The following is a 13,856-nucleotide window of genomic DNA, read 5'->3' on the forward strand; positions in this document are numbered from 1 at the left end:
AGCCGCGGAGAGCAGGCGTCGTTGCCCGCGGTGTCCACCACTCATGCCCGGCGGCGAAGGAACTGAAACCGCCAGGAAACGACTACTTATGTGTAGTCCTGCATAGCGACTCATTTTACGCCGGTGGGGCCGGTTCCGCCCAGTGGCGGCCACCAAGACGTAGATCACACGGGCGGCGGGTGGACATCCGGCGGACGGCGGACGCGGCGCGGGCCCGGGTGCTCCCGGGGCGCGCCGGAGCCCGGACACGTCACGGGCGGGCACACCCGCCATGGGTGCGCCCGCCCGGCTCCGCGGCGGTTCAGCCTCCGACGGCGACCCCGAACAGCGTGCCCAGCCCGTAGGTGACGGCCGCGGCGGCCCCGCCCAGCGTCAGCTGGCGCAGCCCGCTGTACAACCAGCCGCGCGCCGTCACCCGGGCCACCACCGCGCCGCAGGCGAACAGCCCGGCCAGCGCCAGCAGCACGGCCGGCCACAGCGCGGTCGCGCCGAGCAGGTACGGCAGCACGGGCAGCAGGGCGCCCAGCGCGAACGCGCCGAACGACGACACCGCGGCGACGAGCGGCGAGGGCAGGTCGGCCGGGTCGATGCCGAGTTCCTCGCGGGCGTGTATCTCCAGGGCCTGTTCAGGGTCGCGCGACAGCTGCCGCGCGACCTCTCGGGCGAGCTCGGCGTCGACGCCGCGGGACTCGTACAGCTCGGCGAGCTCCCGTTCCTCGTCCATCGGATGCTTGCGCAACTCGCGCCGCTCGACGTCGAGTTCGGCCTCGACGAGCTCGCGCTGCGAGGCGACGGAGGTGTACTCGCCGGCCGCCATGGAGAACGCCCCGGCGGCCAGGCCCGCCAGACCGGTGATCACGATCGTCTGCTGGGAGACGGCACCGCCCGCGACACCGGTCATCAGTGCCAGGTTGGAGACCAGCCCGTCCATCGCCCCGAACACCGCCGGACGCAGCCAGCCGCCGTTGACGTCGCGGTGGGTGTGGTTGTCGCGGTGCGCCTCGTGCAGTACGGCGTCGGTCTCGATGATGGCCACGGCTGTTCCCCTTCTCCGGCAGCGGGATTCACCCGTTCCGCCCCCGCTCGACACCATCGAAAGTACGCGCGAAAAACGGCTCCCGCCAGCAAGGCAGGCCATGCTTACCACCCCTCTGACCAGGTAAGTAAGGCTTCCCTTGCCATTTCTGACGCACCATCCGGACCATCATCCGACTGGCCCTTTTGTTGTGATGAACGGCCTCTGTCGACGCTTCGCGTGGCACAGATCGGAGGAGGTAGGAGAACTGACTCGGTGTGTGCGAAGGGTCGACGCCATGGAGTTGATCGCAGGAAGTCCGGCGGAGCCGCGGACGGACGGCACGGGAGCGACGGTCCACGACGGGGCGGACGCGGCGGGTCGACGCGGTGCGGACGCGGCACGTCGGCATGATGCGGACGCGGCGGATCGGCACGGTGCGGACGCGGCGGCCCCGGAAGACTCGGGGCGGGGCGGCGCGGGGCGGGCGGACCCGGGCGACCGGGCGCGCGGCTCCCTGCTCGGTCTCGCGGTCGGCGACGCGCTCGGCGCACCGGCGGAGAACATGCGGCCGTCCGAGATCCGTCGCCGCTGGGGCCGGATCGAGGGCTTCGTGAGCGACGACCCCGCGGGCACGGACGACACTGAGTACGCGATCTTCTCCGGGCTGCTGCTCGCCCGGCACGGTTCCGCGCTGACCGTCACGCACGTGGAGCGGGCCTGGCACCTGTGGATCGCCGACCTGGACGAGGGCCCGTTCCGCGGGGCCGGGTTCAGCGAGCGGGGGACCCTGGAGAACCTGCGCCGGGGGCTCGCCGCCCCGATCTCCGCCCAGCACCGGCACGCCTGGAGCGACGGCCTGGCGATGCGGGCGGCCCCGTTCGGCGTCTTCGCGGCGGGCAGGCCGGACGAGGCGGCGCGGCTGGTCGCGGTGGACGGCCGGGTCAGCCACGACGGGGAGGGCATCTACGGCGGGCAGGCGGTGGCGGCCGGGGTGGCCGCGGCGATGACGGGGGCCGGGGTCGCCTCGGTGATCGCCGCCGCGCTGTCCGTCGTCCCGATGGACTCCTGGACGGCGCGTTCGCTGCGGCGCGCGGTGGCGGCGGCGCAGCGCACCTACCCCGACCGGCTGACCATGGAGCGCGCGGTGCGCTCCGCCGTGGTCGTCGGCGGCTACCCCTGGACGGACCTGGCTCCCGAGGCGGTCGGGCTGGCCTTCGGCGCGTTCGCCGCGGCGCGCGGGGACTTCCGTACGGCGGTGCTGACCGCGGTCAACATGGGCCGCGACGCGGACACCACGGCCGCGGTGGCCGGGGCCCTGGCCGGCGCCCTGCACGGGATGTCCGCGATCCCGCGGCACTGGGGGGAGGCGATCGGCCCGGTCCGGGGCAGCTGCCTGCCGACGATGCGGGGCCATCACGTCCTGGAGATCGCGGAGTTGCTCACCCCGGACGACACGGAGGACACGGAGGACCCGGACGGCATGGGTGGTGCGGATGGTGCGGACGGTGCGAGCGGTGCGGCCCGGCCGCGTACCGGCACACGCCCGGCCCCGCCCCCGGCCGCCCCTGCTCCTGCTCCTGCTCCTGCTCCTGCTCCTGCTCCTGCTCCTGCTCCTGCTCCTGCCATCGCACACGACGCCCCGCCCTCCTCCCCCTCCCCCCGGCTCCGCGTCCGGACCGGTCCCGGGCGGCGGGCCAGGATCGAGGGGCTGCTGCTCGGGCTCGCCTCCGGGGACGCCGCCGGGTGGCCCGCCGCGCGGCACCGGGCGGCCCGGATGCCCGAGTGGACCCGGCGCCTGACCCGGGAGCTCGACACCTTCGCCGAGCAGAACGCCACGACCACGCTGCCCGTCCCCATCGCGCTCAACCAGCCGCCCGAGCCCCTGCGGCTGGGCCCGTCCGACGACGCCGAATGGGCGGCGTTCGCCGCCGGTACCGTGCTCACCTCCGCGGCCGGCCCGCTGCACGGACTGTCCCCCGGGCGCCGGATGCGGGCCGCCGTCGACGTCGCCTGGAACGCGCTGGCCGCCGAGGTCGCCGCGGCCGCCGCCCGCGCCCCCGAGGTCGAGTCCGCGGTGCTCCCCCTGCGCGCCCGGATCTCGGTGCGGGCCGGCCTCGGCAACCTCGCCGCCGGGCTGCGTCCGCCCGCCACCGGCCACGACAACCCGCACTACTTCGACGACGCGGCCTGCGTACGGGCCGCCGTGCTCGCCGTCGCCCACCCCGCCGACCCCGCCGCCGCGGCCGAACTCGCCGAGTTCGACGCCCGCTACACCCAGGACGGCGACGGGGTGCACGGCGCCCGCGCCATGGCCGCCGCGATCGCCGAGGCGCTGGGCGGCGCGGACGTGGACACCGCGGTGAACGCCGCGCTCGCCCAGCTCCCCGACGGCACGGAGATCGCCCGCAACGCCGCCCACGCGGTCCGGATCGCCCGCGACTTCGTCGGCGAGGAGGCGGGCGCGTTCGCCCTCGTACCGGTGCTGGAGCACCAGATCGTCGACCACGTCTACAGCTACGGGATCGCCGCGGCCGAGACCGTCCCGGTCGCCCTCGCCCTGGCCACCGCCGCCCGCGGCCGGATCGCCCAGGCCGTTCCGGCGGCGGCGTGCCTGTCCCGGGTGGCCGACTCCGCACCGGCCCTGGCGGGCGCGCTGACCGGCGCGCTCGGCGGCATCGGCACCGTCCCGGACGGCTGGCGCGAGTCCTGCCGCACCCTGGCCGGGTGCGCGCTGCCCCGTCTCGCGGGCACCGATCTCATCGAACTCGCCGGGCTGCTGGCAGACACGGAACCGAAGCCCCTGGGTGGACAATTCGGACATGACATCCATGACGGCCAGTCGGTCCGCGACGGGACCCACGGCACTCACACTCGATGAACGGATCACGGGCGCGCTCGTCGGCGCCGCGGTCGGTGACGCGCTCGGCGGCCCGGTCGAGGGCCGGTCGCCCGAGCAGATCGTGGCCCGCCACGGCGGCCGGATCGACGGGATCGTCGGCCCGTGGGACGGCGACCGGTGGCGCACGGCGCGCCCCGTCGCCCCGTACCACAAGGGCGACGGGCACGTCACCGACGACACCCTGATGACCCATGCGCTGGTCCGGGTGTACGAGGTCGTGCGCGACCACCTCGACGCGTACGCGGTCGCCGACCACCTCGTGCCGGAGCTGATCACCAACCTCCGCTGGATTCCCGAGCTGGAGGCCGAGGCGCTGCCGCTCCAGCGGATCTTCCTCGCCGAGAAGTGGATCGTCGCCCGGCTGCACTACGGCCATGTCGATCCGCGCGAGGCGGGCAGCGGAAACATCGTCAACTGCGGTGCGGCGATGTACATGGCCCCGGTCGGGCTGGTCAACGCCGCCCACCCGGAGGCCGCCTACGCCGAGGCGCTGGACGTCGCCGGTGCCCACCAGTCCAGTTACGGCAGGGAGGCGGCCGGGGTCTTCGCGGCGGCCGTCGCCGCCGCCTGCGCCCCGGGCGCGACGCCCGCCGGCGTCGTCGACACCTGTCTGTCGCTCGCCAAGGACGGCACCCGGTCGGCGATCGAGGCGGTGTGCGAAACCGCCGCCCGGTACGACGACTTCGAGTCGGCGCTGGAGCCGCTGCGCGCCGCGGTCGCCCCCTTCGACACCGTCGGCCCCGACTACCGCGCCCCGTCCCTCGCCGCCCGCCGGCCGTCCCGGCTGCACGCCATCGAGGAGCTCCCGATCGCGCTCGGCATGCTGCTCGTCGCGGGCGGCGACTACCGGCACGCGGTGCTCGGCTCGGTCAACTACGGCCGGGACTGCGACTCGATCGCCACGATGAGCGGCGCCGTCGCGGGCGCGCTCGGCGGCGAGCGGGCCGTCCCCGCCGACTGGGCGCGGGCCGTCGCCGGGGCCAGCCGGCTCGATCTGCACGCCCCCGCGCGGACCCTGGCGCAGGTCGCCCGCGAGGTGTTCGCACGGGACGCGCTCCGGCGCCGCGCGCACGAGTCGGCGTTCGCCGCGCTGGTGGGCACGGCATGACGGTACGGGTGACCTGGGTGCAGCCCGAGGACCTCGTCGGCCACGAACTGCGCCAGGCGGCCGAGGACGGCCGGGACGCGCGGGCCGTCGCACGCCGGTGGTACGAGGCGGGCGGCGCCCCCGCCCCGGAGCGCGCGGGCGCGTCCGCCTCGCCGGCCCCGGAACTGCGCGCGCTCGCCGAGCGGCTGCTCGACGAACTCGCCCTGCTGGAGTCGCCGTTGCGGGACGACGAGCCGACCGGGTGGGCCGAGGTCCGGGCCGCCTGCCCCGACTGGCCGGCCCCGCGCACCGACCCGCCACCGGCGGACCGGGACCGGCTGCACGCCGCCTGGCTGGGCCGGGCGGCCGGCTGCCTGCTGGGCAAGCCCGTCGAGAAGCTGCCGCTGGAAGGCATCCGCGCGCTCGCCCGCGCCACCGGCAACTGGCCGCTGACCACCTGGTTCACCGCCCGGGGGCTGCCCGCCGCGCTGGCCGCCACCTACCCCTGGAACCGCCGCTCCGCGTCCTGCTCGCTGGCCGAGAACATCGACGGCATGCCCGAGGACGACGACCTCAACCACCCCTTGCTGACCCTGCTGCTGCTCCGGCGCCACGGCCCGTCCTTCACCACCGGCGACCTCGCCCGGCTCTGGCTCGACGAGCTCCCGGCGGGCCGGACGTTCACCGCCGAGCGGATCGCGTACCGCAATCTGCTGGACGGGATCGAGCCCCCGCACACGGCCGGGTACCGCAACCCGTTCCGGGAGTGGATCGGCGCGCAGATCCGGGCCGACGTGCACGGCTGGACGCACCCGGGCGATCCGTCGGCCGCGGCGGAACAGGCCCACCGGGACGCCGTCCTCAGCCACACCGCCAACGGGGTGTACGGGGCGATGTTCACCGCCGCCGCGCTCGCCGAGGCGGCCGGGGGCGGGAGCGACGTGCACGAGTGCCTGGCCACCGGGCTGCGGGTCGTGCCGCCGCGCTCACGGTTCGCGCACGCGGTGCGCTTCGGGATCGGGGCGGCCCGCGGGGGCGGCGACTTCGACACGGTGGCCGACCGGCTGCACGCCGAGTACGGCGGGTACCACTGGGTCCACGTGCTGCCCAACGCCGCCCTGCTCGCCGCCGCCCTCACCCATGCCGACGGCGACTTCTCCGGCTCCATCTGCCGTGCGGTGTCGGGTGGTTGGGACACCGACTCCAACGGCGCGACCGCCGGTTCGCTGGCCGGTCTGCTGGCCGGCGGACCGGACCGGCTGCCCGGCCGCTGGACCGCCCCGCTGAGGAACCGGCTCGCCACGTCCGTCCCCGGCTTCGACTCCGTCGGCTTCGACGAACTCGCCGGACAGACCCATCGGCTCACCCAGAAGGAGGCACTGTGCCCATGACCGGCATCGCGGTGCTCGGCAGCACCAACATGGACCTCGTCGCCCGCGTCACCCGGGCCCCGGAGCCCGGGGAGACCGTCACCGGACGGGAGCTGCTCACCGTCCCCGGCGGCAAGGGCGCCAACCAGGCCGTCGCCGCCGCCCGCGCGGGCGGCGACGTGATCATGATCGGCGCGGTCGGGGACGACGAGTACGGCGTCCGGCTGCGGTCGAACCTGGAGCACGCGGGCATCGACACCGACCTGCTGCACACCGCCGAGGGCCCCAGCGGCACCACGCACATCGTCGTCGACGACACGGGTGCCAACTCCATCGTGGTCATCCCCGGCGCCAACGGCACCCTCACCGCGCTCGGCCCCGGCGAGATGGCCGCCATCGCGGGCGCCGAACTGCTGCTGCTCCAACTGGAACTGCCGATGTCCGCCGTGATCGAGGGCGCGCGGGTGGCCCACGCCCAGGGCGTGCGGACCCTGCTCACCCCGTCCCCCGTGCAGCCGCTGCCGTCCGAACTCCTCGACTGCGTCGACCTGTTGATCCCCAACGAGCACGAGGCGGCGGCGCTCACCGGCTTCACCGACCCCCACGCGGCGGCCCGGCACCTGCTCGGGCAGGTCCCCGCGGTCGTCGTCACGCTCGGTGCGAAGGGCTGCCTGTACGCGGCCCGGGGCGGCGAGCCCGTCCTCTTCCCCGCCCCCGAGGTCACCGCCGTCGACACCACCGGGGCGGGCGACACCTTCGTCGGCACGCTCGCCGTGGCGCTCGGCGAGCGGCGGCCCGTGCCCGAGGCCCTGGCCTGGGCCTCCTCGGCCGCCGCGCTCTGCGTACAGCGTCCGGGCGCCTCCACCTCCATGCCGTACCGCGGGGAGATCGACGCCGCATGAACAGGACCGCACAGGCACCTTCGACCGCGCAGGAACCTCCGACCGCACGGGCGCCCCTGACCGGGCTGCGGGTCATCGACCTCGCCACGCTCTTCGCCGGCCCGCTCTGCGCCACCATGCTCGGCGACTTCGGCGCCGAGGTCATCAAGGTCGAGCACCCGAGCCGGCCCGACCCCTCCCGCGGGCACGGTCCCACGAAGGACGGCGTCGGCCTGTGGTGGAAGCTGCTGGGCCGCAACAAGCGCAACCTGACCCTCGACCTGTCCACCCCGGGTGGCCGGGACGTCCTGCTCCGGCTGGCCGCCGGGGCCGATGTGATCGTCGAGAACTTCCGGCCCGGGACGCTGGAGCGCTGGGGGCTCGGCTGGGCGGAGCTGCACGCCGCCAACCCCCGGCTGGTGCTGGCCAGGGTCACCGGCTTCGGCCAGTTCGGCCCGTACGCGCACCGTCCCGGCTTCGGCACCCTGGCCGAGGCGATGAGCGGGTTCGCCGCGATCACCGGGGAGCCGGACGGGCCGCCGACGCTGCCGCCGTTCGGGCTCGCCGACTCGATCGCGGCCCTGGCCACCGCGTACGCCGTGATGACCGCTCTCGCCGGGCGCGACCGCACCGGGCGGGGGCAGGTCGTCGACATGGCGATCATCGAGCCGATGCTGACCGTGCTCGGCCCGCAGCCCATCTGGTACGACCAGCTCGGCTACGTGCAGCCCCGCACCGGCAACCGCTCCCGGAACAACGCGCCGCGCAACACCTACCGCACCTCGGACGGGCACTGGGTCGCGGTCTCCACCTCCGCGCAGTCGATCGCCGAGCGGGTGATGCGGCTGGTCGGCCGGGCAGAGCTGATCGACGAGCCCTGGTTCGCGTCCGGCACCACCCGCGCCGAGCACGCCGACGAGCTCGACGAGGCGGTCGGCAACTGGATCGCCCGGCACACCCGCGAGGAGGCGGTCTCCGCCTTCGAGAAGGCGGAGGCGGCCATCGCGCCGATCCACGACGTCCGGGACGTGATGGAGGACCCGCAGTACCGGGCCCTGGACTCGGTCACCGAGATCGACGACCCGGAGCTGGGCCCGCTGCGGATGCAGAACGTCCTGTTCCGGCTCTCCGCGACACCGGGCTCGATCCGCTGGGCGGGCCGGCCGCACGGCGCGGACACCGAGGAGATCCTGACCGGGCTGGGCCTGTCGGGGGCGGAGATCGCCGCGCTGCGGGCGGAGCGTGTCCTGTGACCGCGACGGTGCCGCTCACCTGGCTGTACGTCCCCGGGGACCGGCCGGAGGTGGTGCGCAAGGCGCGCGACTCGGGCGCGGACGTGGTGATCGTGGACCTGGAGGACGCGGTCGCCCCGGACCGCAAGGAGTACGCGCGCTCGGCCACCGCCGAGCTGCTGTCCGAGACCGCCGGGGACAAGGCCGTGCCGCTCCACGTCCGGGTCCACACCGAGGCGGACGTGCGCGCCCTCGCCGGGCTGCCGGGGCTGGCCGAGCTCCGGCTGCCCAAGATCACCCACGCGGCGTCCGTCCACCACATCGCGGCGGTGGCCCCGGGGGTGGCGCTCTGCCCGCTGCTGGAGTCGGCGCTCGGCATCGAGCACGCGTACACGGTCGCCGCCTCCCACCCCCAGGTGCGTTCCATCGCCCTCGGCGAGGCGGACCTGCGGGCCGATCTGGGCGTACGGGACGACGCCGGTCTCGACTGGTCGCGCAGCCGGGTCGTGGTCGCCGCCCGCGCGGCCGGGCTGGCGCCGCCCACCCAGTCGGTGTTCCCGGACGTCCGGGACCTGGAGGGGCTGTGGTCGTCCTGCGCCCACGGCCGGGCGCTGGGCTTCCTGGGCCGGGCGGCGATCCATCCCCGCCAGCTCCCGGTCATCGAGCGGGCGTTCCGTCCGACGGCGCGGGAGGTCGAGGCGGCGCAGGAGATCGTGGCGGCGGCCGTGACGGACGAGGGGGCGCTGGCCCTGCCGGACGGCCGGTTCGTCGACGCGGCGGTGGTCGCGTCGGCGCGCAGGACCCTGGCGCTGGCCGCGCGGGCGGGGTGAGGAAGGGGCCCTCGTCCCGGGACACGCACCGGGCCCCGGACCTTTTCGGTCCGGGGCCCGGTGCTCCGGTGTGTGCGGCCGAAGCGCGCTCAGCCGTTCTTCGCGGCCTTCGCGGTGTCGTCCTTCTCCGCCGCCCGCTCGTCGGCGTCGGTGCTCTCCGCGGCCTCGTCCGCCCCGGGGGCCGGATCGGCCTTCTTCCCGGCGTCGGCCGTGTCGTCGCCGTCCTTCGTGAGCTCGACGGAGGCGTCCTTCGCGGTCTCGGCGGCGGCGTTCTTCGCGCCGTCCCCGGCCTTCTCCGCGTCCTCGGCGGCGCCCGGCTCCACGATCTCCTCGCGGCCCGGCCGCAGCTTCGCCGAGATGACGATGTACGCCACGGCCAGCACGAACACGATCAGCGCGGTCCACACGTTCAGGCGCAGGCCCAGGATGTGGTGGGCCTCGTCGACCCGCATGTACTCGATCCAGCCCCGGCCCGCGCAGTACGCGGCGACGTACAGGGCGAAGGCCCGGCCGTGTCCGAGCTTGAAGCGGCGGTCCGCCCAGATCACCAGCAGGGCGACACCGATGCACCACAGCGACTCGTACAGGAACGTCGGGTGGTACGTGCCGGCGACCCGGTTGGGGCCCTCGCTGATCTCCAGCGCCCACGGCAGGTCGGTCTCCTTGCCGTACAGCTCCTGGTTGAACCAGTTGCCCCAGCGGCCGCAGGCCTGGGCCAGGGCGATGCCGGGGGCGAGCGCGTCGGCCCAGGCGGGCAGCGGGATGCCGCGGCGGCGGCAGCCGATCCAGGCGCCGACGGCACCGAGCGCGATCGCGCCCCAGATGCCGAGGCCGCCCTCCCAGATCTTGAAGGCGTCGACCCAGTTCTCACCCTCGCTGAAGTACAGCTGGTAGTCGGTGATCACGTGGTAGAGCCGGCCGCCGACGAGGCCGAAGGGCACGGCCCAGACGGCGATGTCGGCAACGGTGCCGGATCTGCCTCCCCGGGCGACCCAGCGCTTGTTGCCGAACCAGACGGCGACGAAGACACCGATGATGATGCAGAACGCGTAGCCGCGGAGCGGGATCGGGCCGAGATTGATCACGCCGGTCGACGGGCTGGGAATGAAGGCAAGGTCCATGGCAGGGTCGACGCTACCCTGCCGGGTGGGGCGTACGGCAACCCACCCGACAACTTCTGGGTAACGGGCGGGCCCCCGGACGCCCCGCTCCGCCCCGCCGTCGCGGCCCGGTCAGGAGCCCGACGGGGCCGGGGTGACCGTGCCCGGCTTCTTGCCCTTGTTGGCCTCGGCCACCCACTTCTTCAGGTTGGCCACGGTGATCGGTTCGTCGCCCTTCTTCGGGAAGATCGACTCCCCGTTGAGCAGCGCGGTCGGTGTGCCCTGGAATCCGCCGTTCTGGAACGCGGTGTTGGACTTCCGGACCCAGCTGTCGTGCTTGCCGTCGTTCACACAGCTGCGGAAGGCGGGGGTGTCGAGCCCGGGCACCTTGCCCGCGAGCTCGATCAGCTTGTCGTTGTCGCCGAAGGCGTCGTCGGCCTCCTGCGGCTGGTTGCGGTAGAGCACGTCGTGGTACGCGGAGAACTTGCCGACGTCCTGCGCGCAGGCCGCCGCGTTGGCCGCGCGCAACGAGCCGCTGCCGCCGAGGTTGCCGTCGATGATCGTGGCGAGGTGGTACTCGGCCTTGATCTGCCCGGCGCTCTCCAGCTGGTGGATGGTGTCACGGAACGCGTTCTCGAACTGGGCGCAGACCGGGCAGCGGAAGTCCTCCCAGATGGTGAGCGTGGACGGGGCGTCGTCCGCGCCGACCTGGATGGCCAGGCCGTCCTTGCCCGTCGCGCCGGAGGGCACGACCGCGGGGCCCGCCGTGTCGCTCTTGCCGCTCTTGTCGTTCGTGTTCGCCGCGATCACGCCGACGACGGCGGCCAGGCCCAGCACGCCGACCACGGCGGCGGTGACGATCAGCGTGCGCCTGCGGCGCTCGCCGGCCCGCTCGCGCTCGCGCTGCTGGACGAGCCGGTCTCGCGCGGCCCTTTTTCCCTGTTCGTTCTTCTCGCTCACACCCGCAGCAACGAACCGGGGAGGYACGCGCGTACCTCCCCGGTCCAGGTCCACCCGTTCGGGTTACACCGGATTCAGCGCTTTCGAACGCCTTCGGCGAGTTCGCCCGCCAGGGAGCGGACGGCGGCCCGGCCGGCCTCCTCGTCGGGGGCGTCCAGCATCGCCTTGACGAAGGCCGAGCCGACGATCACCCCGTCGGCGAAGCCCGCGACCTCGGCGGCCTGCGCGGCGTTGGAGACGCCCAGGCCGACGCAGACCGGCAGCTCCGTCGTGGCGCGGGTGCGCCGGACCAGGTCCTGGGCCTGCTCGCCGACCGAGTTCCGGGTGCCGGTGACGCCCATCAGCGAGGCGGCGTAGACGAAGCCGGAACCGGCCTCCGTGATGGTGGCGAGGCGCTCGTCCCTGCTGCTCGGCGCGACGACGAAGACGGTCGCGAGACCGTGCTTGTCGGCGTGCTCGCGCCACGGGCCGGACTCCTGGACGGGCAGGTCGGGCAGGATGCACCCGGCGCCGCCCGCTTCCGCGAGCTCGGCCGTGAAGCGCTCGACGCCGTAGCGGTCGATCGGGTTCCAGTACGTCATGACGAGGATCGGGACACCGGTCGCCTCGTGCGCCTCGCGGACCGTGCGCATCACGTCGGCGATCTTCACGCCGCCGCGCAGCGCGATGTCGTCCGCGGTCTGGATGACCGGGCCGTCGAGCACCGGGTCGCTGTGCGGCAGCCCCACCTCGACGATGTCCGCGCCGCCCGCCACGACCGCCTTGACGGCCTCGATCCCGCCGTCGACGGTCGGGAAGCCGGCCGGGAGGTAGGCGATGAGCGCGGCCCGGTCCTCCGACTTCGCCCGCGCGAGGGAGGCGCTCAACAGCTCCACGTTGCCGCTCACTTGGTGACCTCCTGTTCCCCGTCGGCCGTGTCGGCCTCGACGACCCCGTCGGTTGCTTCGTACAGCCCGAAGTAGCGGGCCGCCGTGTCCATGTCCTTGTCGCCGCGGCCGGACAGGTTGACCACGAGCAGCCCGTCCTTGCCGAGCTCCCTGCCGACCTCCAGGGCACCGGCCAGCGCGTGGGCGCTCTCGATGGCCGGGATGATCCCCTCGGTGCGGGACAGGAGGCGCAGCGCCTGCATGGCCGCGTCGTCGGTGACCGCGCGGTACTCGCCGCGGCCGATGTCCTTGAGGTACGAGTGCTCCGGGCCGATGCCCGGGTAGTCGAGCCCCGCGGAGATGGAGTACGGCTCGGTGATCTGGCCCTCGTCGTCCTGGAGGACGTAGCTGCGCGAGCCGTGCAGGATGCCGGGCTCGCCCGCGGTCAGGGTGGCCGCGTGCTCGCCGGTCTCCACGCCGTGCCCGGCGGGTTCGCAGCCGATCAGCCGGACGTGCGCGTCCGGGATGAAGGCGTGGAACAGTCCGATGGCGTTGGAGCCGCCGCCGACGCAGGCGATGGCGGCGTCCGGCAGCCGGCCGGCCCGCTCCAGGATCTGGCGGCGGGCCTCGACGCCGATGACCCGGTGGAAGTCGCGGACCATGGCCGGGAAGGGGTGCGGTCCCGCGACGGTGCCGAAGAGGTAGTGCGTGCGGTCCACGTTGGCGACCCAGTCGCGGAACGCCTCGTTGATGGCGTCCTTCAGGGTCCTGGAACCGGACTTCACCGCGATGACCTCGGCGCCGAGCATCCGCATCCGCGCCACGTTCAGCGCCTGCCGCTCGGTGTCGATCTCGCCCATGTAGATGGTGCATTCGAGGCCGAAGAGCGCGCAGGCGGTCGCGGTGGCGACGCCGTGCTGGCCGGCTCCGGTCTCGGCGATGACCCTGGTCTTGCCCATGCGCCTGGTGAGCAGCGCCTGGCCCAGCACGTTGTTGATCTTGTGCGAGCCGGTGTGGTTGAGGTCCTCGCGCTTGAGGAAGACGCGGGCCCCGCCCGCGTGCTCGGCGAAGCGCGGCACCTCGGTCAGCGCGCTGGGCCGACCGGTGTAGTTGATCATGAGCTCGTTGAGCTCGGCGGCGAAGGCCGGGTCGGCCTTCGCCTTGTCGTACTCGACGGCGACCTCGTCCACGGCGGCGACGAGCGCCTCCGGGATGAACTTGCCGCCGAACGCACCGAAATACCCCTCGGCGCTGGGGATCAGACCCTCCGGGTCCGGGATGAAGAAGTCAGATGACATCCGACGTGCTCCCTCGACATCGCAATGGGTGGGCTCACCGTATGCGCCGTGGGCGGAGCGCCCACCACGACCTGGGACGGTCGGGCGGGTGGGGCGTACGTACGCCGGAAAGCTGCGGGTACGTCGGCCGGGGCTCGCTACGGCGCGGTCCCCGTGCGCCATCGCATGCCGTTGACCTGGCCGGGCTCGTCGCCGCCGTGGACGAGGTCGCCGTCGAGTACGACAAGGCGAAGGCCGACCCGGCCTTCGCCGCCGAGCTCAACGAGCTCATGATCAACTACACCGGTCGGCCCAGCGCGCTGACCGAGGTGCCGC

11 protein-coding genes and 2 pseudogenes are annotated in these 13,856 nt (G+C 74.2%); 8 read left to right on the forward strand and 5 right to left on the reverse strand.

Annotation, left to right across the window (positions count from 1 at the left end):
* Window positions 1-301: 301 nt before the first annotated feature.
* Window positions 302-1,036, reverse strand: coding sequence for a VIT1/CCC1 transporter family protein (locus EAO76_RS06775; RefSeq protein WP_148834307.1), 735 nt, complete (start codon window positions 1,034-1,036; stop codon window positions 302-304).
* A gap of 277 nt (window positions 1,037-1,313) precedes the next feature.
* Between EAO76_RS06775 and EAO76_RS45915 the strand changes: the two are divergent.
* The 7 genes and pseudogenes from EAO76_RS45915 to EAO76_RS06805 form a co-directional block, all read left to right on the forward strand.
* Window positions 1,314-2,505 (forward strand): annotated as a pseudogene (locus EAO76_RS45915) (ADP-ribosylglycohydrolase family protein); the annotation flags it as partial.
* Window positions 2,499-3,896 (forward strand): ADP-ribosylglycohydrolase family protein, encoded by a 1,398-nt coding sequence (locus tag EAO76_RS45920; protein ID WP_262375351.1) that lies wholly within the window; start codon window positions 2,499-2,501, stop codon window positions 3,894-3,896. The pseudogene EAO76_RS45915 and the gene EAO76_RS45920, both read left to right, overlap by 7 nt.
* Complete coding sequence (locus EAO76_RS06785; protein WP_187438481.1) at window positions 3,838-5,025, forward strand: ADP-ribosylglycohydrolase family protein; 1,188 nt, start codon at window positions 3,838-3,840, stop codon at window positions 5,023-5,025. The genes EAO76_RS45920 and EAO76_RS06785 overlap by 59 nt, the downstream gene beginning before the upstream one ends.
* Window positions 5,022-6,395: an ADP-ribosylglycohydrolase family protein gene (locus tag EAO76_RS06790; RefSeq protein WP_148834309.1), complete on the forward strand. Its 1,374-nt coding sequence runs from the start codon at window positions 5,022-5,024 to the stop codon at window positions 6,393-6,395. The genes EAO76_RS06785 and EAO76_RS06790 overlap by 4 nt, the downstream gene beginning before the upstream one ends.
* Window positions 6,392-7,276 carry a ribokinase gene (rbsK, locus tag EAO76_RS06795; RefSeq protein ID WP_148834311.1) on the forward strand — a complete coding sequence of 295 codons (885 nt, stop codon included), beginning with the start codon at window positions 6,392-6,394 and terminating at the stop codon, window positions 7,274-7,276. Before EAO76_RS06790 ends, rbsK begins: the two co-directional genes overlap by 4 nt.
* Entirely contained in the window at window positions 7,273-8,508 is a 1,236-nt protein-coding gene (locus EAO76_RS06800) for a CaiB/BaiF CoA-transferase family protein (RefSeq protein ID WP_148834313.1), read from the forward strand. The genes rbsK and EAO76_RS06800 overlap by 4 nt, the downstream gene beginning before the upstream one ends.
* Window positions 8,505-9,317: a CoA ester lyase gene (locus EAO76_RS06805; protein WP_148834315.1), complete on the forward strand. Its 813-nt coding sequence runs from the start codon at window positions 8,505-8,507 to the stop codon at window positions 9,315-9,317. Before EAO76_RS06800 ends, EAO76_RS06805 begins: the two co-directional genes overlap by 4 nt.
* 89 nt (window positions 9,318-9,406) lie before the next feature.
* On the opposite strand, the gene lgt is transcribed toward EAO76_RS06805, so the two are convergent.
* The 4 genes from lgt to trpB form a co-directional block, all read right to left on the reverse strand.
* The gene (gene lgt, locus EAO76_RS06810) at window positions 9,407-10,438 is read right to left on the reverse strand and encodes a prolipoprotein diacylglyceryl transferase (protein ID WP_148834316.1); all 1,032 of its coding nucleotides are present in this window, start codon (window positions 10,436-10,438) and stop codon (window positions 9,407-9,409) included.
* A gap of 111 nt (window positions 10,439-10,549) precedes the next feature.
* Entirely contained in the window at window positions 10,550-11,377 is an 828-nt protein-coding gene (locus tag EAO76_RS06815) for a thioredoxin domain-containing protein (RefSeq protein ID WP_148834318.1), read from the reverse strand.
* A 74-nt stretch (window positions 11,378-11,451) separates the two neighbouring features.
* Entirely contained in the window at window positions 11,452-12,264 is an 813-nt protein-coding gene (gene trpA / locus EAO76_RS06820) for a tryptophan synthase subunit alpha (RefSeq protein WP_148834320.1), read from the reverse strand.
* Entirely contained in the window at window positions 12,261-13,541 is a 1,281-nt protein-coding gene (gene trpB / locus EAO76_RS06825) for a tryptophan synthase subunit beta (protein WP_148834322.1), read from the reverse strand. The genes trpA and trpB overlap by 4 nt, the downstream gene beginning before the upstream one ends.
* 41 nt (window positions 13,542-13,582) lie before the next feature.
* Between trpB and EAO76_RS47485 the strand changes: the two are divergent.
* Window positions 13,583-13,856 (forward strand): annotated as a pseudogene (locus EAO76_RS47485) (hypothetical protein); the annotation flags it as partial.

This window comes from Streptomyces sp. sk2.1 (genome assembly GCF_008120935.1).
Lineage (GTDB): Bacteria > Actinomycetota > Actinomycetes > Streptomycetales > Streptomycetaceae > Streptomyces.

Bases quoted from the DNA above. Each gene is read 5' to 3' on its own strand.
- EAO76_RS45920 (WP_262375351.1), top strand. From the start codon at position 2,499: ATGGGTGGTGCGGATGGTGCGGACGGTGCGAGCGGTGCGGCCCGGCCG.
- EAO76_RS06785 (WP_187438481.1), top strand. From the start codon at position 3,838: ATGACATCCATGACGGCCAGTCGGTCCGCGACGGGACCCACGGCACTC.
- EAO76_RS06790 (WP_148834309.1), top strand. From the start codon at position 5,022: ATGACGGTACGGGTGACCTGGGTGCAGCCCGAGGACCTCGTCGGCCAC.
- rbsK (WP_148834311.1), top strand. From the start codon at position 6,392: ATGACCGGCATCGCGGTGCTCGGCAGCACCAACATGGACCTCGTCGCC.
- EAO76_RS06800 (WP_148834313.1), top strand. From the start codon at position 7,273: ATGAACAGGACCGCACAGGCACCTTCGACCGCGCAGGAACCTCCGACC.
- lgt (WP_148834316.1), bottom strand. From the start codon at position 10,438: ATGGACCTTGCCTTCATTCCCAGCCCGTCGACCGGCGTGATCAATCTC.
- trpB (WP_148834322.1), bottom strand. From the start codon at position 13,541: ATGTCATCTGACTTCTTCATCCCGGACCCGGAGGGTCTGATCCCCAGC.